At 47.0% G+C, this 18,577-nt stretch carries 16 protein-coding genes; 11 read left to right on the top strand and 5 right to left on the bottom strand.

Going from position 1 to position 18,577, the window contains the following annotated elements; genetic code table 11:
- Positions 1–80: 80 nt before the first annotated feature.
- The 7 genes from RH46_RS09130 (at position 81) to RH46_RS09160 (ending at position 8,002) form a co-directional block, all read left to right on the top strand.
- On the top strand, positions 81–1,346 hold the full coding sequence (locus tag RH46_RS09130; RefSeq protein WP_006879134.1) for an NAD(P)/FAD-dependent oxidoreductase: 1,266 nt from the start codon (positions 81–83) through the stop codon (positions 1,344–1,346).
- A 168-nt stretch (positions 1,347–1,514) separates the two neighbouring features.
- A complete protein-coding gene (locus RH46_RS09135) occupies positions 1,515–2,594 on the top strand; it encodes a polyamine ABC transporter substrate-binding protein (protein WP_006879135.1) in 1,080 nt (359 codons plus the stop codon).
- A gap of 78 nt (positions 2,595–2,672) precedes the next feature.
- Positions 2,673–3,638, top strand: coding sequence for a bifunctional Delta(1)-pyrroline-2-carboxylate/Delta(1)-piperideine-2-carboxylate reductase (gene lhpI, locus RH46_RS09140; RefSeq protein WP_006879136.1), 966 nt, complete (start codon positions 2,673–2,675; stop codon positions 3,636–3,638).
- A 79-nt stretch (positions 3,639–3,717) separates the two neighbouring features.
- Entirely contained in the window at positions 3,718–4,632 is a 915-nt protein-coding gene (locus RH46_RS09145) for a dihydrodipicolinate synthase family protein (RefSeq protein WP_006879137.1), read from the top strand.
- 120 nt (positions 4,633–4,752) lie between these two features.
- A complete protein-coding gene (locus tag RH46_RS09150) occupies positions 4,753–5,874 on the top strand; it encodes an ABC transporter ATP-binding protein (RefSeq protein ID WP_006879138.1) in 1,122 nt (373 codons plus the stop codon).
- Positions 5,871–7,151, top strand: coding sequence for an ABC transporter permease (locus RH46_RS09155; protein WP_006879139.1), 1,281 nt, complete (start codon positions 5,871–5,873; stop codon positions 7,149–7,151). Before RH46_RS09150 ends, RH46_RS09155 begins: the two co-directional genes overlap by 4 nt.
- 2 nt (positions 7,152–7,153) lie before the next feature.
- A complete protein-coding gene (locus tag RH46_RS09160) occupies positions 7,154–8,002 on the top strand; it encodes an ABC transporter permease (RefSeq protein ID WP_006879140.1) in 849 nt (282 codons plus the stop codon).
- A gap of 153 nt (positions 8,003–8,155) precedes the next feature.
- Here the strand turns inward: RH46_RS09160 and RH46_RS09165 are convergent, their stop codons facing one another.
- Positions 8,156–9,043 carry an AraC family transcriptional regulator gene (locus RH46_RS09165; protein WP_006879142.1) on the bottom strand — a complete coding sequence of 296 codons (888 nt, stop codon included), beginning with the start codon at positions 9,041–9,043 and terminating at the stop codon, positions 8,156–8,158.
- A 177-nt stretch (positions 9,044–9,220) separates the two neighbouring features.
- On the opposite strand from RH46_RS09165, the gene RH46_RS09170 reads away from it, so the two are divergent.
- Positions 9,221–10,429 (top strand): sugar efflux transporter, encoded by a 1,209-nt coding sequence (locus tag RH46_RS09170; RefSeq protein WP_006879143.1) that lies wholly within the window; start codon positions 9,221–9,223, stop codon positions 10,427–10,429.
- On the opposite strand, the gene RH46_RS09175 is transcribed toward RH46_RS09170, so the two are convergent.
- Genes RH46_RS09175 through RH46_RS09185 form a run of 3 tightly spaced genes read right to left on the bottom strand, consistent with a single transcriptional unit; the run spans position 10,419 to position 15,388 of the window.
- On the bottom strand, positions 10,419–10,958 hold the full coding sequence (locus tag RH46_RS09175) for a nucleotidyltransferase family protein (RefSeq protein ID WP_006879144.1): 540 nt from the start codon (positions 10,956–10,958) through the stop codon (positions 10,419–10,421). The genes RH46_RS09170 and RH46_RS09175 overlap by 11 nt on opposite strands.
- Positions 10,959–10,982: 24 nt before the next feature.
- Positions 10,983–13,172 carry a sensor histidine kinase gene (locus RH46_RS09180; protein ID WP_006879145.1) on the bottom strand — a complete coding sequence of 730 codons (2,190 nt, stop codon included), beginning with the start codon at positions 13,170–13,172 and terminating at the stop codon, positions 10,983–10,985.
- Between the two features lie 17 nt (positions 13,173–13,189).
- Entirely contained in the window at positions 13,190–15,388 is a 2,199-nt protein-coding gene (locus RH46_RS09185) for a bifunctional diguanylate cyclase/phosphodiesterase (protein WP_006879146.1), read from the bottom strand.
- Between the two features lie 439 nt (positions 15,389–15,827).
- Here RH46_RS09185 and RH46_RS09190 point away from each other — a divergent pair, with 439 nt between their 5' ends.
- From RH46_RS09190 to RH46_RS09200, 3 genes are all read left to right on the top strand, one after another.
- Complete coding sequence (locus tag RH46_RS09190; RefSeq protein WP_006879147.1) at positions 15,828–17,117, top strand: hypothetical protein; 1,290 nt, start codon at positions 15,828–15,830, stop codon at positions 17,115–17,117.
- Positions 17,114–17,500: a hypothetical protein gene (locus RH46_RS09195; RefSeq protein WP_006879148.1), complete on the top strand. Its 387-nt coding sequence runs from the start codon at positions 17,114–17,116 to the stop codon at positions 17,498–17,500. Before RH46_RS09190 ends, RH46_RS09195 begins: the two co-directional genes overlap by 4 nt.
- Before the next feature lie 71 nt (positions 17,501–17,571).
- Positions 17,572–17,943 carry a hypothetical protein gene (locus RH46_RS09200; protein WP_006879149.1) on the top strand — a complete coding sequence of 124 codons (372 nt, stop codon included), beginning with the start codon at positions 17,572–17,574 and terminating at the stop codon, positions 17,941–17,943.
- 248 nt (positions 17,944–18,191) lie between these two features.
- Here RH46_RS09200 and RH46_RS09205 read toward each other — a convergent pair whose 3' ends face one another.
- Positions 18,192–18,536 carry a hypothetical protein gene (locus RH46_RS09205; protein ID WP_006879150.1) on the bottom strand — a complete coding sequence of 115 codons (345 nt, stop codon included), beginning with the start codon at positions 18,534–18,536 and terminating at the stop codon, positions 18,192–18,194.
- Positions 18,537–18,577 lie beyond the last annotated feature (41 nt).

Genomic DNA, 18,577 nt, shown 5'->3' on the forward strand with positions numbered 1-18,577 from the left:
GTGATGGAGATGGATGTTATCGTGATGTTAAGTATATTTTATACAATTTTGTTTTTGAAACGTGATAGGGAGCAAAATAAATGGTGAACAAGAATTCATCGCATGGACAAAAAATCGCCGTAGTTGGCGGTGGCATCATTGGCTTATGCATTGCACTTAAACTGCAACTTGAAGGCGGAGATGTCACCATCTTTGACAAGCGAGGCGCCGGTGAAGGTTGCTCAAAAGGCAATGCTGGTCACTTCGCGACTGAGCAGGTTTTTCCGCTCGCCACACCTGCTCTTTTACCCCAGTTACCTAAGATGTTGTTGTCATCGACCAGTCCGGTTTCTATCCGTTTTCAAGACATTCATAAAACGTCACCATGGATGGTTCGCTTCTTACTCAAAGCGCGAAAACAGCCAACAGAGCATGCAACCAAAGCCCTTACCAGTCTCAATGAAGTTGCGATGGATAGCTGGTTTAAATTGCTTGAGCAGATCGGCCTGAAACATCTTATTGTGATGAATGGTTCTCTACTGACCTTTGAAAGTGAAGCTTTATTCAATGGCTATCGACCGACAATTAAAGCGCTTAAACAACAGGGCGTCAGCTGTCACGTGTGGGACAAAGAACTGATTCGTGCCAAGGTTCCTAACTTGACTCACTCAGTTAACTTTGGGGTGTTCTTTCCGGAGACAGGGCATAGCCTAAACCCTTACAGGCTATGCCTTGAGTTGGCTTCGTCGTTTGCTCAGAAGGGAGGTTCCTGGGTACAGGAGCAAGTCGAAGATGCCTTTTTTGATGGAGAACTTGGTGTGGTATTAACTGATAAAGAGAGCCATTCATTCGACAAAGTGGTTATCGCTACAGGTGCAGAATCGAGCAAATTAGTAAATAAGATGACCGGAGTTAAAGTCCCTTTACAAGCGGAGCGAGGTTATCACCTAATGGTACCAAAACTGAAAGATTGCCTGCCGTTTCCGGTCAGTTCAGCAGACAGAAAATTCATAATGACGCCAATGGATGAAGGGCTACGTTTAGCGGGGACAGTCGAATATGCCAGCATAGATTCGCCACCCAATATGAAGCGTGCCAGCATGTTAAAAGATCTGGCTAAAGGGCTACTCAACACTGACTGCCAACCTGAAGACGGTGGAGATAAATGGGTCGGTAATCGTCCATCTCTGCCAGATTCATTACCTGTTATTGATAGCAGAGAGGGAGGAAGAATCCTGCTTGCTTTTGGTCATCAACATCTCGGATTAACTCAGGCAGCTATCACTGCGGATCTGATCAGTGAGCTAAATAGTGCGAGTAAAACCTCGCTCGATATTTCGCCATTTGCTCTAAGTCGCTTTTGCTAAAAAATTTTAAAATTAAATATTGTATAAAATATACATGCGTATTATGTTAATAAAAAGTTAATCGAAAGGTTGGCGGGAAATTAAAGTTTGATGCCTAGCAGCAGTATTGAGGCGTCCACAGATTTCGGGGGGTGACCCCGATGTGACAACAATAAGGAGCAAACAATCATGTCAAGAAAGACAATGACACCACTAACACTATTGGTTTCTGGAATGCTGTTAGGAACGATCAATGCTGCCAGCGCGAGCGAAAAACTGACGGTCGTGTCATGGGGCGGTGCTTTTACTAAGAGCCAGGTTGAGGCATACCACAAACCTTACACAGCGAAGACAGGTGTGGAGCTGGTGTCAGAAGACTTCAGTGGAGGCTTAGCTGAGATCAAAGCTCAGGTTGAAGCCAACAATGTTCGTTGGGATCTGGTTTCTCTCGATAAGCCAGACATAGTACGCGGTTGTGCTGAAGGTCTGTTAGAGCCTGTTGATCCAAGTATCCTGCCTGCAGGTGCTGATGGCACGCCAGCGGCAGAAGACTTTATCCCGGGCGCTATTCATGAGTGTGCGGTAAACACAATTGTGGTTTCGACTGTACTGGCAATTAACGAAGATGCCTTCAAAGGTAAATCAGTGCCTTCCAAACTGACGGATCTGTTCGATCTGGAAAACTATCCGGGTCGCCGTGCACTACAGAAAATGCCTCAGGGTAATCTGGAGTGGGCGCTGATCGCAGATGGTGTTAAACCAGAACAGGTCTACGAGACACTGGAAACGACCGAAGGTCGTGCTCGTGCATTTGCAAAACTTGATAGCATCAAGCCTCACGTTGTGTGGTGGACAACCGGTGCTCAGCCTCCACAAATGCTGGCAGACAAAGAAGTGACCATGGCTTCGGCGTTTAACGGTCGTATTCACAGTGCTACTGAAGAAGAAGGACAGCCGTTCAAAATCATCTGGGATCACCAACTGGGTTACATGAATGGTTGGGCAATTCCAAAAGGCAGCCCGAATCTGGAACAGGCACTCGATTTCATTAAGTTCTCTTCAGGAACTAAGCCTCTGGCGGATCAAGCGAAATACGTCGCTTACGGTCCTACCCGTAAATCATCATCAGCGCAAATCAGCCCGAAAATTCTTGCGAGCTTACCAACTGCGCCAAACAACTTTCAAACAGCCTTCTTGATTGATGATGAATGGTGGTCAGATTACGCCGATGAGCTGAACGAAGAGTTCAACACCTGGCTTCTAAACTAATCAGCCACTCACTAACCGCGCTAGGTGCTGCACCGAAATGGATTGGTGCAACACCTGGCATTCGATAAGGACCAAATAATGATTAACCTGGATGCGCAGCAGATTGTCGAATGCCTGACCATGAAAGGGCTTATTGAGTCGATGCGCGAAACGTATCAACAGCAATCGACCATTCCTCAGCGTCGCGTGATGCCGTTGGAAGAGGGTGGTTACGACGCCTTTGCTCTGCTACCAGCCTGGAGTGAAGATCTGATCACGGTTAAGGCGTTCACTTACTTCCCGCAAAACTCTATGCAGGGTAAAGACAGCTTAGCATCTAAAATTCTGGCGTTTCGTCGTCAGGACGGTGAGCCGTTGGCATTAATGGATGGCAAGGTTATGACCTTCTGGCGTACCGCCGCCGCATCGGCACTGGCTGCCGATTATCTAGCGCGTGAAGATGCAACGCGACTGTTGATTTGCGGCACTGGTAATCTTGCCCCTTACATGGCGTACGCCTATGCCGCCGTTCGTCCTTTACACAAGGTGATGATCTGGGGACGCAATCAAGATAAAGCACGCCAGACGGTCGACGCTATCTTATCCAGCAGCGAATACCAGTCATTGCCGATTGAGCGTCAGTTTGACGTAGAGATTATTGAAGATGTTGACTCAGTGATGCACGAAGTCGACATCATTACCTGTGTTACGGGCTCTGCAATGCCGCTATTTAATGGCGCGAACATTGAGCCGGGCACACACATTGATTTAATTGGTAACCATGACGCAGATAAACGCGAATGTGACAGCATCAGTGTTGAACGTTCTAGCGTGTTTGTTGATAGCCGAATCAATGTCTTAGCAGAAGCAGGCGACCTGCTTATCCCTATTAAGCAAGGCCTGTTTTCTGCAGATGAGATTCTGGCCGAGTTACCCGAATTGTGCAGTAATCAGCACAGCGGACGCAGCAGCAATCAGGAGATCACCTTATATAAATCAGTGGGCAGCGCTCTGGCTGACTTGGCTGCGGTGAAGTTTGTTTTGACACAAAAACAGGCGATGTAAATTTCTGGGGGAGCCCTTACTCATTTCGGTTTCGACCGCTTTTTATAATTGCATACAATATACAAATGGAAGGTAAAAGATGAACGTAGATTGGAAAGGTGTTTACCCAGCAGTAAGTACACAGTTTCGTGATGACCAGAGCATTGATTTAGATGCGACGCAGACAGTGATTGATAACCAAATCAATGATGGTGTTAACGGTATCATCTGTCTGGGTACTGTGGGTGAAAACTGCGCACTTTATCCTGAAGAGAAACGTCAGGTACTAGCCGCAGCTCAGGAAGTCGTGGCAGGCCGTGTTCCTCTGATTGCCGGTACGGCTGAGTCAATTACAACCGCTGCTGTTGACTATATGCAGGACGCGAAAAAGATTGGTATCGACGGCTGTATGGTTATGCCGGCCATGGTTTACCGCACTTCAGACAGTGAAACAGTCGAGTACTACCGCACGCTGGCGCAGGCGACACCAGAAATGCCAATGATGATCTACAACAACCCGGTTTCTTACGGTGTAGATGTCAGCCTGGACATGATGGCGCAGCTGGCTGAGTGCGAAAACATTGTTGCAGTGAAAGAGTCTACGACAGACACACGCCGTATTACTGAGCTGTACAACCGCTTCGACGACCGCTTCACAGTGTTCAGCGGTGTGGATGACATTGCGCTTGAGTCACTGATGCTTGGCGCGACTGGCTGGATTTCTGGTCTGACAAACGCGTTCCCGGCAGAATCCGTAGCGATCTACAAACTAGCCAGTCAGGGTCGTTACGCGGAAGCGCTTGAGATCTACCGTTGGTTCCTGCCATTGCTAAGACTAGACACTATTCCAACGTTGGTTCAGTGCATCAAGCTGGCAGAGCAAGTATGTGGTCGTGGTAGCGAGCAGGTACGTGCTCCGCGTCAGAAGCTACAAGGTCAAGAGCGTGCAGACGTGATTGCTTTGGTTGAACAGGCAATCGCAACTCGCCCAGACCTGTCTAAATACAACCTTTAATGGTCACTCACGGGCAAGGGTTACCTTGCCCGTAATCTCTCTATGTAAACGGCTTATTTTGGCGTTAAGCCCTTTACCTATATGGATTGCAGTCGAATTTATTGTGCATAAGGAATCACAATGGCAGTACAGAAGGAATACGTTAGCTTTCAGCATGTCCAGAAAACCTATGACGGGGAAAATCTGGTCGTAAAGGATTTCAATTTAGCCATCGAGCCAGGTGAGTTTGTCACTATGCTTGGGCCATCCGGTTCGGGGAAGACAACCTGTCTGATGATGCTGGCCGGTTTCGAAACCGCCACACGCGGCGAAATCTTTATTGATGGCACCCCGGTCAATAACCTTGCTCCACACAAACGCGATATCGGTATGGTGTTTCAAAACTATGCGTTGTTTCCTCATATGACTATTGCAGAAAACCTCGCCTTCCCTCTTAAGGTGCGCAACATGAGTCCGGAGGAAGTCGACAAGAAAGTGCAGTCTGCACTGGAGATGGTTGAGCTGGAGCATGTTGCAACCCGCTATCCCAAGCAGTTGTCAGGTGGTCAGCAGCAGCGTGTGGCGCTGGCAAGAGCATTAGTATTTGAACCAAAGCTGGTTCTGATGGATGAGCCACTTGGTGCATTGGATAAGCAGCTTCGTGAGCAGATGCAGCTAGAGATCAAACATCTGCACGAAAAGTTAGGTATCACTATTCTCTACGTGACGCACGATCAGGATGAAGCGCTGACTATGTCTGACCGTATTGCGGTATTTAACAATGGCGCGGTGCAGCAGCTGGCTTCTCCGACTGAGCTGTATGAAGCACCGAGTAACGCGTTCGTTGCCCAGTTTATTGGTGAAAACAATCAGATCAAAGGCATGGTATCAGGTTTAGATGAGCGACGTTGTCAGGTTAGAGTTGGTCAGCAGCATATCGTTGCCAAACCGGTCAAAGTTACTCACGCGGGTCAGGATACATTGCTGTCGGTTCGTCCGGAAAAAATCATCATTGACCCTCAGCCTGAAGATTGCGACAACATTCTCACCGGCCAACTGCGTGAAGTGATTTACCATGGTGATCATCACCGTCTGGTGGTTGCAGTTGACGATGTGGGTGAACTGGTGGTTAAGGTGCCAAATGATAGCCGCGGAGCAAGAGCATTTACGCCCGGCCAGCAATATAAGGTTGGCTGGCATAGCGTTGACTGTCATGCTCTGGATTGTGCTGCTTCATCTGCTGAACAAGAGGTAGCCGCATGAGTCGAGAACTAACAGGGCTAAGCTCGGTGCTGTCGTTGCAGCGAAAGATAGTCCGCTCAGATAAAGAACTTAAGGCGCAGTTGAAACGCGCTGAACGTCAGAAGCAGACCCGATCCCTTTTGTTGATTCTTCCTTTAGTCTGTTTTATCTGCGTCACGTTCGCTTTTCCTATCATTGAAATGCTTTATCGAAGTGTGGATAACAATGCGTTACCAAGCGGATTCCCCAATACTACGGAAGCCATTGAGCAGTGGGACTATAACGGGCTACCGAGTCTCGCCATTCAGCAGACGTTCATGGCGGAATTAAAAGACAGGTATCAGGACAAGACCTTACCTAAGCTTGCTAACCGGATGAACATCGAAGTCTCTGGCATGCGTAGTCTGCTAATGAAAACAGGGCGTAAGGTAGCGAAACTTGACGCTTTGCCTGCCAGTCACGAAGAGATTCTCAAACTGGATAAACGTTGGTCTAAGCAACAATACTGGGCCGCACTGAAAAACCTCAGTTCGCCCTATACTCTCAGTTACTATTTGGCTGCGCTCGATATGCGTTATGGCGAAACGGGTGAAATCACTGCTCAGCCTGAAACAAGGCAGGTGTATGTGGATCTGTTTGCCAAAACCTTTGGCATGTCGCTGGCAATCACGCTGATTTGTCTGGTTATGGCCTATCCTGTCGCCTATCTGCTGGCTAACCTGCCGGATAAGCAAGCTAACTTGCTGTTGATTGTGGTGCTACTTCCGTTCTGGACCTCACTGTTGGTTCGTACTACATCGTGGATAGTGCTGCTGCAAAATCAAGGAGTGATCAACGACTTGCTGATCTGGACTGGGGTGACGAGTGAACGTCTGGCGATGATGCACAACACCTTTGGCACCATAGTCGCGATGGTACACATCCTGCTGCCATTTATGATCCTGCCGCTCTACAGCGTAATGAAAGGCATCAGTCCGACTTACTTCCGAGCGGCGAGATCGCTGGGAGCAACGCCGTCAGTGGCCTTTATCAAAGTTTATATGCCGTTGACTATGCCAGGTGTTGGCGCTGGTGCGCTACTGACCTTCATTCTTTCGATTGGTTTCTACATCACTCCTGCATTAGTCGGCGGACGTAGCGGTCAGATGATTTCCAACATGATTGCCTACCATATGCAGACTTCGCTTAACTGGGGTATGGCGGCGGCACTGGGCGGGTTGCTGTTGGCCGTGGTGACTGCACTGTTCTATCTGTTTAACCGTGTTGTGGGTATCAACAATATCAAGGTAGGAGGTTAATCATGGCACTACCAGCTTATTGTACCGTTCGTGAGCGAGCAGGATATTTTGGTTATCTGGCTTTCTGTACTCTGGTGTTTCTGTTTCTGATCGCGCCAATAGTGGTCATTGTACCGCTGTCATTCAATGCAACACCGTACTTTACCTTTACTGAGGGGATGCTGAGTTTAGACCCAGAGGCTTACTCGGTGCGTTGGTACGCAGATATGTTTACCAATAGCCAATGGCTGAATGCGTTGAAAAACAGCACCATAATTGCAGTATGCGCGACGATCGTTGCAACTGTATTGGGGACGTTAGCGGCGATGGGTTTAGCGGCTAACAATGTTCCGTTTCGCAACGCGATCATGGCGTTTCTGATCTCTCCGATGATAGTACCCGTGATCATTTCTGCGGCGGCAATGTACTTCTTCTACACCCGTTTGGATCTGTCACAAACCTTTACCGGGATTGTGCTGGCGCATGCAGCATTGGGAACTCCGTTTGTTGTGATTACGGTTACCGCTACTCTGAGTGGTTTTGACCACAGTCTGGTCAGAGCCGCATACAGCTTAGGTGCAAATCCGCTCTATACCTTCCGTCATGTGACGTTTCCGCTGATCCGCCCAGGGATGATTTCAGGTGGTCTGTTTGCTTTTGGTACCTCGTTTGACGAGGTGGTTGTGGCACTGTTTATCACAGGTGTCGAGCAACGAACTGTCCCGAGGCAAATGTGGTCAGGGATACGCGAACAGATCAGCCCGACGATTCTAGCCGTCGCGAGTATGTTGATTCTGATGTCGGTGTTGTTGCTGGTGACTTTGGAAATGCTACGTCGACGTAATGCCAAGATCCGCGGCATCAGCGAGTAATTCTTCTCGTGTGAGTTTTTTTGGAATAACGCAAAAACAACTGTCCAGGTAGAACATGTAGGCTATACCACTCCCTGTTTATGCGATTGCCAATGCGCTTCTGTCCGAAGCGCTTTTTTATTTTCTGAGCATGGTGGTCGTGCGGTGATGATTTTAGTTAAACCTTGCCCTGAATTGGGAAGGGGTCATCTGTTTGACCATACGAAACTGGCGGTTAAAGTTCGATAGATTCTGAAACCCGGTTTTTTCTGCGACCAGAGCAATGGGGGTGGTGGTACTTGCGAGCAGTTCACACGCTTTACCTACGCGGTACTGTTTAAGGTGATCAGAAAAACTGACGCCATAGTGCTTTTCAAACAGTCGATAGGCTGAGCTTTCACTAATATGCAGTTCCTGACAAAGGTCGGCAATCCGCAGCGAGTGTTGATAATTCCGTTCAATGAACTGAGCTGCCAGCGCAACCCGTTTGTGGGCATCGTTATCACCTGATAGTTGCTTAAGTCTATAGGGAGTCGATGAGAGTTTTTCAGACTGTTTGTCATCGGCGAGATGAATCAAGACCTCCATCACTTTGAGCGCCTGAAGGTGTCTTTCGCTATTCTCAATACCACACAATAGAGCCGAAACCTTCTCCGCAGTCTCAGCACTAAACTTAAGACCAAAGGCGGCATTGTCGAGTAGACGTTTGATGTTACGTGCTTCCGGGATCGCAGCCTGGAGCTTTTCGATCCAGTGATGTTTAAGCCAAACGATGATCGAGCTGTGTGGCTTCTCTTCACTGCCAGCTAACTGCCCTGTGATCATATGTGGTAGCCCTAGCCCATAGAGCAATAACGTATTGTGGTTGACTTGTCCGATGGCATCTCCGGCAAAGTAGTTACCGTTAAACACCTGTTGAGGATCGAGATAGAGCACCAGTTCGTACTCGGCATGGTAGTGCCATGAGCAGGCGAACTGATCATTTTTGACCCGACAGTGATACTCCCTCACCAGCCAGTCATAACTTGGTGAGTTAAGAACATTCTCGATAAAAGGCTTCATCAGACACTCTCCCTTAGCTGACGATAGACTAATAGATGTGTTTATTTTCTGTCAAAGAAATAAGAGGTTTTGAAGGATTAGTATCAGATGTGGCTCGAATACCATCATTGAGCAGCGATAAGTTTGAGTAGACTAACGCCATTCAAAGTCAGTGGTTGGTGATAGGAGAGCGAGAGTATGTATCAAGACAAGACGGCGATATTGTTTATTTTTACCGCCTTTGTATCAGGTTTATGTGGCGCATTTTTCTATCCATTATCAAGCCTGTTTATCGTCGAGCAGCTAGCCGCTACGCCTATGATGCTGAGTTTGTATATGGTACTGGCGGTGGTAAGCACCGTGGTTGTCTCACAGTTGCTTGCCGCTCAGTCAGATAAGAATTGGCAGCGCAAGACGATCCTGATTGTATCACTCAGCTGTTATCTGATTACGGTCGTCAGCTTTGTGTTTGTGCGTGATTATTGGCTAGCAGTCACCATCGCCACCGTGTTCGGCAGTGTCAGTGGCGCCGCCTTTGGTCAACTGTTTGCCATGGGCAGAGAGTATGCCGATAAACATGTTGAAGACAGCACGACCTTTCTTTCGACCATGCGCGCAGGTATCGCAATAGCCTGGGTATTTGGCCCTCCAGCTGCGTTTATGCTTAAAGCCAGTTTTGGCTTCAGTGCTGCATTTGTAGTTTCGGCAGCGATTGTTACTGTGGCGATTATCGTGATCATGACCTCACTGCCGTCATGCAAAACGGCTGCGAGCAATGATGAAGAGAACAGGGGTAAGTCTGACGCTGGAGTTAATGGTCTGGTTGCGCTCTATTGCGTTGCGTTAGTGTTCGCTTTTGGCGCTAACAATCTTTACATCACCAGTATGCCACTTTATCTGTCTCAAGAGCTCCAGGTAGACGGTAACTGGCTTGGCTTTCTGTTCGGTGCTGGCGCATTGTGCGAAATCCCTGTGATGTTATGGGCAGGGCGCCTGGCGCAAAAAGTCGGCACGATTAAACTAATGATGATGGGTATTGCCAGCGGCGTGTTGTTCTATTTGGTGATGCTAAATAGCACTTCATTTGCCACCATGCTGGCTGCTCAGGTTCTGAACGGGTTCTTTATCGGTGTCTGCGCCACCTTAGGTATGGTGGTACTGCAAGATATGATGCGCGACCGACTCGGCACCGCATCGACACTGTTTTCCAATATGCTGAGTATCAGTATGCTGGTGGCCAGTTTGGCTGTTGGCGTGGTAGGAGAGCTCTATAACTATTACGCGACACTCTATGTCTCTCTGACAGGTGTGGTGGTCGCAGTCGGGTTGCTGTGGCTATTTGCCTACAAAGTTCGCCGTCATCAGGGAGTCGCTGTGGTGACTCCTCAGTCGGTGGTTAGTCACTAGCCAGAGTCAGTTTTGGCCAGCGTTGTAGCCAACCTTTAGTCGCGACGCGCTGGTCAAAGACAGACTTACCTCGTTTCGGGTTATGAGTTACTTTGAGCTCAAACAGCGACTGATAACCAAATGCAGCGACACATTGGTAGTCTTGTCCTTGGTTCAATCGAATGCCAACAGCGGTCTCTTTTTCTGGCCAGTAACTCATTGCATCGAGACTGCTGGTATAAGCCCTATCGCCGTTCCTAAGATGCATTTTGGCCTGATTTCTTACCTGCCAGTTTAACTCGGGCATCATCTCAGTAAGCTGTTGCTCGTAGGTCAGATAGGTCTCGTCATCTTTTTCTGACGGGTCAAAATAGATCATATCAACATCATTGAGTGGAGTCGGCTCGGGTAAAGCGTGTAATTGGTCCCAAACCAGATTCCGCACAAACCCTGCCGCCAGATACCAGTCCGGCAGATCTAACTTAGCAGCACATTGTAACGCACTCACTCGCAGCGTATCTTGGGTGACTAACTCAATAATTTTGTTCATTTAATATCAGTGCTATGTTCAAGGTTAAGCATCAATATTATCACTTTGTGGTGCGTTTAGTGGCAAGGTGAGCGTAAAGCAACTGCCTTGCTCTGGTTCGCTGGTCACTTGAATATCACCGCCAAGCAGGCCGGTCACCAGGTTATAGACAATATTGAGCCCTAAGCCAGAGCCACCCTGACCTAAACGGGTGGTAAAGAAGGGATCAAATATCTTGCTCTGGTTCTCGCTGGCGATGCCATGGCCATTGTCGCTGACAGTGATAATGGCGCACTGATACTGCAATTGGCCTTTAATCGATATAACTTTGACCTGCTGATCAGAAAAGGCGTGAACAAGAGCGTTGGAGAGCAGGTTCATCATCACCTGAGTCAGTGGACCTGGGTAACTGTCCATTTCAATAAACTCTTCGCATTCGGTCTCAAGCTGAACCTGTTGACGAGAAAGGCTTGGCAACATGGTGACCTGAAGTTCGCGCATGATTTCTCGTAGTACAAATGTTCTTCTCTGATAACTCGATTGATCAACCGCGACCTGTTTAAAGCTGGAGATAAGTTCAGAAGCGCGACGTAGGTTGCGCTCAATGCTCTCAGAAGATTCGGTGCTTTGCTTGATGTAGTTGTCGAGAGCGGAGCGCCTTAAACCTTCTTTGGTCGACTCGACGAACTGCTGATTGAAATCCTTCAGGCTGCTGGCGACGATCATTGCGTTACCTATGGGTGTGTTCAGTTCATGGGCAACGCCTGCAACCAGCGAACCGAGTCCGGAAAGTTTTTCTGAACGAACCAGTTCCTCCTGAGTTGCCTTAAGTGCTTCAAGTGTTTGTTCTAGCTCGAGTGTTCGTTCATTGACCCGATGTTCCAGATCCTCGGTTTGTTGCTCAATGGTTCTTAAATAGCTACGTCTGTCCTGTTCCCTGTCTATGGCTCTCTGGAAACGGGCTTGCCATCGTTCTGGCACATTCGGAGGATTAATGGAGTCCTGACGGGGCAGGTCTTCGACAAATTGTGCCAGACGAAGTGCAGGCTGACTAAAATTCCAATGTTGATAGAGGACGACACACAGCAGTAATACGGTAAAGGTTGTCGCCATAATCAAATTGGGTAGCAGCTTGTCGAATACATGCTGGAATATTTCGCCGTCAGTGATCTCAAGCACCAGCCGCCACGGAGTGTCGGGTAGCATAAATGATACCCAGTATCCGTCAGTGGTTTGTTGCATCTCGCCATGCATGACCCGATGAGCTTCTGCGACACTCAACAGAGTCAATATCCCATGCTGGGTAATGCTTTCGGTTGTGTTTTTTAGGGCACCATTACTATCACCTACCACCAAACCTTTGCTATCAACGATAACTAAGCGACCCGTTTCCAGCGGTCGTTTAGTTAAGATCTTATCCAGAACGGATAGCGTTATATCGGTGCCCACTGAGCCAACAAAGCGCTCGTTGTGGTAAACAGGCGCCAACAAAGAAACCATCATTCCTTTGCCGCCAGCATCCATATAGGGCGTGGTCCAAACTTTCTGTTTTGAAGGATTGGCTCTTGGGTTGATCAGTTTCAGCGGAAATGTTCCGCCAGCTTCAAAGATGACATCGAGCGCATCATCCATGTTATCCGTTTCGGTGGCGGCTAGCAGGTCACTGTAGCTCAGGAAAGGATAGATGTAAGTGATTACTTGGTCAGCATCGTAGTAATAGCTCCACTGAAAGTCGTCATATTGTTGATGAGTGGAGACGACTTCAGGGATCATGGTTAGCAGAATACGCACATCGAATGAATAGTCTCTTGGGTTAGATCGGACGTAAAGTTGTCCCAACTTGTGCCGTAAGTCTGGCGGCAGGTTTTCCAACGGAGCACCTTCTGGTGAGCCGAGAGTTTGCTTTGACAGGAAGTTGATAGTTTGATCATTTGGTATCAGTTGCGGGTATTGGTGCGCGGTTTCCAACGCATCTTTCATACGATCGATGTGGTTAAGCGAAACGGACAGGGTCTGGTTGAGAGTTAACATCGACTCCATTCCAGTTTGATTTAACTGATTAAGAAGCTGAGATTTGAGCTGATTACTTAAATAGAGTGTGTTTCCCAGCGTCAGCAGAATGATCAATATCAGGCCACCGTAAATCATAAATCGATAGCGGCGAAGCAAAGCGGAGGAGCGAAAGTGGTTAAGATTAGCTGAGTCAGGGCTGGGGGACGTGTGGGTATTATTCATAGACTTTTCACCTGCAATCAATCGTCGGATTGGGAGATAAAGACAATCAATTGCTCCATTGTCATCGCTTTAGCAAATAGCCAGCCTTGGCCTTCTTCGCAGTTAAACGCCTTCAACTTGTTGTGCTGAAATTCCGTTTCTATCCCTTCGGCGGTAATTTGCATCCCTAGTGTTTGGCCAAGGTTGACGATCATCTTGGCTATGCTGCAGTCCTCTTCCATTGCATCGACAAACGCGCGATCAATCTTGAGACGTGTCGCTGGCAACTTATGCAAAATACTTAGTGAGGAGAATCCGGTACCAAAATCGTCAATGGCGATCTTACAACCGAGTTGCCTGACCTGGTCTAACACTTCACACAAGGCGGACAAGTTCTTGGCAGCAATAGTCTCGGTAATTTCTAATTCGATTTGCTGAGGCTTGATAGCGTATTGTTTGAGAGCAGATTCCAATATAGGGATGAAGTCAGGTTCATCGAGTTGGGCTGGCGAAATATTGATTGCCATGGTTATATTGCCATCGACACTGTCGAGTAACTGTTTAAATTGCTGGCAGGCTCGCTGTACCACAAATGCGCCTATGTTGACCATCATTCCGGACTGTTCGGCCAATGGAATAAACTGATCTGGCGGGACGAGATCGCCCTGCTTATTCCTCCAGCGCAGCAAGGCCTCAACCCCGGTTAACTCCAAGGAATTAAGGTTGTACTTCGGTTGGTACATCAAAAACAAACCGTTATCGTCCAGGGCCTGTTTGAGCTCGATCAGTAACTGCATTCGGTCGCGCGCATTTTGTCCCATATCATGGGAGAAAGTCATCGCAGCTCCGCGATGGTGAGTTTTCGCCTGCTTGAGTGCGACCTGAGAGTCTTTATAGCGTCTGGAAAGGATATCGCTGCTACTTAGCTTAACTAACCCTACACTGGCCATCACTTTAAAAGGTTGACCGTCGATGACAAAGTTATGCTGAAATACCGAGTTAATACGCTGACTACTGACGTTCTGGTTTGTACCAATAAGTGCAAAGACGTCACTGCCTACCCGAGATAAAAAGCTGGTGGGGAAGGCTTTGGTAAGCCGATCTGCGACTGCCATTAGCAGATCATCCCCTAACTTGTGGCCGAAACTGTCATTGAAGACCGAGAAGTCGTCGATATCGATCAGCGCCAGAACCTGAGATAAGTCGTCAAGCTTATGCTGCAGCAGGCTATTAAGATTTGGGATGTTGAGTAGCGGATCAGTATAGGCCTGCTGTTCCAGACGGCTATAGAGCATCACATTGTCAAAACCGACTGAAAGGTTTGCACAAAGCACTTCCAGCAGATGCTGGTCGACGCTTTCTAGTGGGCGGTTCACATCCACATAGGCTGCTAATTTACGTCCTTGGTCGGTGGAGAAATACAAGGTCAACCCGTCGTCGAGTTGATTGGATTGGCTTTCCAGACAACTCAAAATACGCTGGCGAATATTGGTTGAGTCGAGCTTCTCAAGAGGGGACTGAACGAACTTGCTATAACGACCCGCAGCGGCGATGATTTGAGTCGACTCTGATGGCATACCTGATGGACTCTCTTGCACGCAGATCAAACCATCAGGTTCGATCTGAATAATGGCGCTGATCTGTTTTACTGCCCCTTCGGCAAACATGCGCATGCCGTGATAATTGGCAAGCTCGGTACTGGCCTTGACTACTTTCTCTAGCCCTTGACGCATAGTCTGTTGGTTACAAATTTGCTGGTAGGCTCTGATTGCGCTGGTGAGAATAGTAAACAGACGAATTCGAGTCAGTTCAGGTTTGGTTCGATAGTCATTGATGTCATAGCGCTGGATAGTTTCCATCTCTGGAGCGTACCCTGGTTGACCGGTACGTAGAACGATTCTTAAGGCGTTTAGTTGAAGTTTCTCTCTGATGATTTCAACCAGTTCAAGTCCCGCATGATCGGTTTCCATTACCACATCTAATAATATTACCCCGATGTCAGTTTCATTGGTGAGTACCTGTTCTGCTTGCTCTGCTGAGTAGGCGTGAAGAAACTCAATGGGACGATTCTCGATGATCATATCTTTCAGTGCCAGTAGTGTCGCCTGATGAACTTCTGGGTCATCGTCGACGATCAACACTCGCCACGTAAGAGTGGTTGATTTCTCGCTGGGGGTTTCCGCTTCGTCCTCAATAATGAACAGCAAATCATCGACTGAGCTTTCTTCGTCGTCCATTTATCCCTCTATTATTAGAAATGACACTAACGTAAAAGTTTAGTCCTAGATGAATGCAGATGCGAAAAAAGGCTGAGTATTGAAAGGCTATCCGATTCCGATGATATCGGAACTGTTAGGTCATAAGCGCTTGTCATCCATAGCTTGGCTATATGTATGTAGTTGATACACAGGTGTCACAATCTGCGCCGAGAAGGGGCATACAGTTGATGAACTGTTGGTTGATAAGGGCAAAATCATGCCTAAAAACGCGAATGATTGTGATGTGTGCTTGCCAGATATTTATAACTCTTCTATACCTCACCGTTGCCCCCGTATGCACCCAAACCCGTTAGTTTGTCCTTGCCCAACTTGCGAAATGGCCAGAAGGTCTGCGGCTTCAAAAGCGGCATTAAAGCGAGCTATTGCAAAAGCATACGCTGCGCCTACAGGCTCGATAATGCCAGCAACGCAAGTGATTAAAGAAGAGGTTGTGCCGAAAGAAACCACCAGAGAAAAAATAGCCAGGCAGCGTAGGGAACGATATATACAGAACGAAAAGGATTGGCAATACATTCAGGCGAGTCAAGCTCGATACGCAGCGCATAGAGAAAAAGTCCTCGCAGAACGAAAAGCGGCCCAACAGAAAGTCAGTTTTGAGCTTGGTTGGATGCAATCGCCTATCACGCAATCACAAGATGACCTGTGGGACAGCCTCTTTACATCAGACACGAAACAAGCCCAGCAACAGTATATCAGGCGTTGTAATCTTCATCTGAACGACCCTGTTTGTGAGGGCGAAATTGTGCTTCTCCCGACAACAGAGCCTGAAACCGACCAGCAACGAGAACTGCTTAATCTATGGGTTGAGCAAGCAAAAATAGCCAGTACGGAATTAGGCAAGCTACTCGATGAGGAAGTGGCGACACTTAACCGTCATTTTGAGTTGTTTTCTCACCAGTTGGATGAGCGCATCAAATCGGATGGTTTACCGAGTGATTATTATGCTCAGGTATCAACAGGAGTGGGGGCAACGGCGGCTATCGTTGAACAAAACTTAAAGAATATTCAAAATGTCCTGTTAGAAATTAATGACTTATACGTCTCTCAAGTAGCGATGGCCAGCCGGACTGGTGGGGTCAACTACGGGGCGTTTGTCGGAGAGAGGGCGGAACTATTTAAAAAACTCGATGGCTCATTTGCGATGTTATCTAAGCGCAGCGTTCAACTTCCTGTTTATACACAAATCAAGCGCAATCTAAAGCTCTCGACCAAGTCGGTGATTCACAACGGAGATGAGATATTAAAAGCGGGTTTGGTGAAAGAGTTAGGCAAACGGATTGGCAATATTGCGCTCGGTATTTCTGCATCAAGAGGGTTAGGTTATGTTGGTTTGGTCGTCGGTGCAGCAAGTGGGATGAGCAATATCTATGAGGCGTGTAAAGTCGATGGCACTGGGGGCTGTGGTAAGGTAACGACTCGTGAGGTATGGGGCTTTATCGGTGGCGTTGTAGTTGGTGCTCAAGGTGGATCTATTGGCGCTGGTATTGCAGCGGCGGCCATTTCTGGTATTGCTTTGATTATTGGTGTAACAGCCTCTACTCCCGTTCTTGCCGTTGCGTCGATCTCAGGTGCGGTCGCGGGAAGTTTTGCTGGTGGTATAGCTGGTGGAGCGGCGGGCAAGACTATGGGAGATTTCCTTTATGAAGCAACAATAAAACTCTACGAATGGGGTGCAGAGTTATTATGAATGAAGCTGTTAAGAATATAGAGATTGTCATTTTGGGGCTGATTTCGATTTACGCAATGGCGTGGGCAGTGACTGCAATTATAACCTTTCCTGTGATTTCATTAGGTAGCTATAAGTACATTATTTTTATTGATAAACAATTAGCTAAAGATCTTGATAAGTACTATGCATCTAATGGTTATATGCGCCCGAAGTATCAAGCATCTTGGGATGTAGGTAGTCGATTTATTAATTATTGTCTGATGTACCCATTTATTCGTAAGCGAGCGACAACTGACTCTATAAAGTTTAAAGCGTTTATGTGGTGGAATTCCTTGGGGCTCTGGCTCTTTCATGGAGTATTTGTTTTTGTTGCGTTACCTAAAATGTTTAATTTTGCTTAAGTTCTTGATGTGGCTTATTTACAATATCGAAGCTCACGGAAAATTGTATCTGATATAGAGGTAGTATTCTAATGACTTGGTACGAATCTCTTATCGCTTTGATAGGATTTAGTTTTGGAACGTATGCCATTACTTGGTCTATTCCTGGAGCAATAATGAGTGTGATGGTTTCTTTAGGTGATCCTCAAAGAATAGATTTTATTGATCATCAACTGTCTAAAGATGTTGATAAGTTGCACCGTAACCCAATGTGCATGATTTCTGCTTACATCAGTACAAGGTTATTCCATTATTGGGTTAAGTACCCATTTATTCGTAAGCGAGCAACAACTGACTCTATCAAGTTTAAAGTTTTTATGTGGGTAAATGCCTTAGGTATGTGGAGTTGGATTGTGCTTATACTCAGTTTGATTTTGTTAAAGTTTACAGGGTATATGGCTTAACTTTACGCTTGTTCTGTGTATACCAGAGGTTGCCGGCGAATGAATGTTTAGCCTGAAATCATGCGTAAGCTGATTGTAATTTTGGTCAAGGCATTAGCACTGTAACAGTATGAGCCCAGGGGATGTCCGAGCGCGTTTACTTTATTCTCTAGCAACCTTTTGGACAAAATCGTATAGAGGTACAGCCTGAACGACTTATCTAAGATTAGAAAAAGTATCTTGAAGCCATGGTAACTTGTTATACAAAATTATCTACTTGACCAATAGCCCATAATTTTCGGATATACATGATATCTAGCGCCGTAAATAAGAATCCCAGCAATTGCTGACCAATAAGCTAGATTGATTATCTCTTGTGTAAGATTTGGCTGATCATTTGTATACAAATAAATGACCACCCAAGGAACAAATGTGATGGCTGCTGATACAAAATAATTCCTTTGTTGATACTTCATTATGAACCAAGTTTGAAGCGTCGGAATCACTACAAATCCGCCCATCATCATCATGGCTACACTCAAGAAACCAGCTAAAAAAGCCGTTACCGATGAGACTAATAAATGCAATAACAACTTAGCGATGTTATTTATCACCCACTCCTCCTTTTTGTATAACGCTTATTAGACAAAAATTT

The sequence above is a fragment of the Vibrio brasiliensis LMG 20546 genome, assembly GCF_000189255.1.
In the GTDB taxonomy this organism is placed as follows: domain Bacteria; phylum Pseudomonadota; class Gammaproteobacteria; order Enterobacterales; family Vibrionaceae; genus Vibrio; species Vibrio brasiliensis.

Bases quoted from the DNA above. Each gene is read 5' to 3' on its own strand.
- RH46_RS09165 (WP_006879142.1), bottom strand. From the start codon at position 9,043: ATGAAGCCTTTTATCGAGAATGTTCTTAACTCACCAAGTTATGACTGG.
- RH46_RS09180 (WP_006879145.1), bottom strand. From the start codon at position 13,172: ATGAATAATACCCACACGTCCCCCAGCCCTGACTCAGCTAATCTTAAC.
- lhpI (WP_006879136.1), top strand. From the start codon at position 2,673: ATGATTAACCTGGATGCGCAGCAGATTGTCGAATGCCTGACCATGAAA.
- RH46_RS09135 (WP_006879135.1), top strand. From the start codon at position 1,515: ATGTCAAGAAAGACAATGACACCACTAACACTATTGGTTTCTGGAATG.
- RH46_RS09170 (WP_006879143.1), top strand. From the start codon at position 9,221: ATGTATCAAGACAAGACGGCGATATTGTTTATTTTTACCGCCTTTGTA.
- RH46_RS09185 (WP_006879146.1), bottom strand. From the start codon at position 15,388: ATGGACGACGAAGAAAGCTCAGTCGATGATTTGCTGTTCATTATTGAG.
- RH46_RS09190 (WP_006879147.1), top strand. From the start codon at position 15,828: ATGCCAGCAACGCAAGTGATTAAAGAAGAGGTTGTGCCGAAAGAAACC.
- RH46_RS09150 (WP_006879138.1), top strand. From the start codon at position 4,753: ATGGCAGTACAGAAGGAATACGTTAGCTTTCAGCATGTCCAGAAAACC.
- RH46_RS09145 (WP_006879137.1), top strand. From the start codon at position 3,718: ATGAACGTAGATTGGAAAGGTGTTTACCCAGCAGTAAGTACACAGTTT.
- RH46_RS09195 (WP_006879148.1), top strand. From the start codon at position 17,114: ATGAATGAAGCTGTTAAGAATATAGAGATTGTCATTTTGGGGCTGATT.
- RH46_RS09200 (WP_006879149.1), top strand. From the start codon at position 17,572: ATGACTTGGTACGAATCTCTTATCGCTTTGATAGGATTTAGTTTTGGA.
- RH46_RS09160 (WP_006879140.1), top strand. From the start codon at position 7,154: ATGGCACTACCAGCTTATTGTACCGTTCGTGAGCGAGCAGGATATTTT.
- RH46_RS09175 (WP_006879144.1), bottom strand. From the start codon at position 10,958: ATGAACAAAATTATTGAGTTAGTCACCCAAGATACGCTGCGAGTGAGT.
- RH46_RS09155 (WP_006879139.1), top strand. From the start codon at position 5,871: ATGAGTCGAGAACTAACAGGGCTAAGCTCGGTGCTGTCGTTGCAGCGA.
- RH46_RS09130 (WP_006879134.1), top strand. From the start codon at position 81: ATGGTGAACAAGAATTCATCGCATGGACAAAAAATCGCCGTAGTTGGC.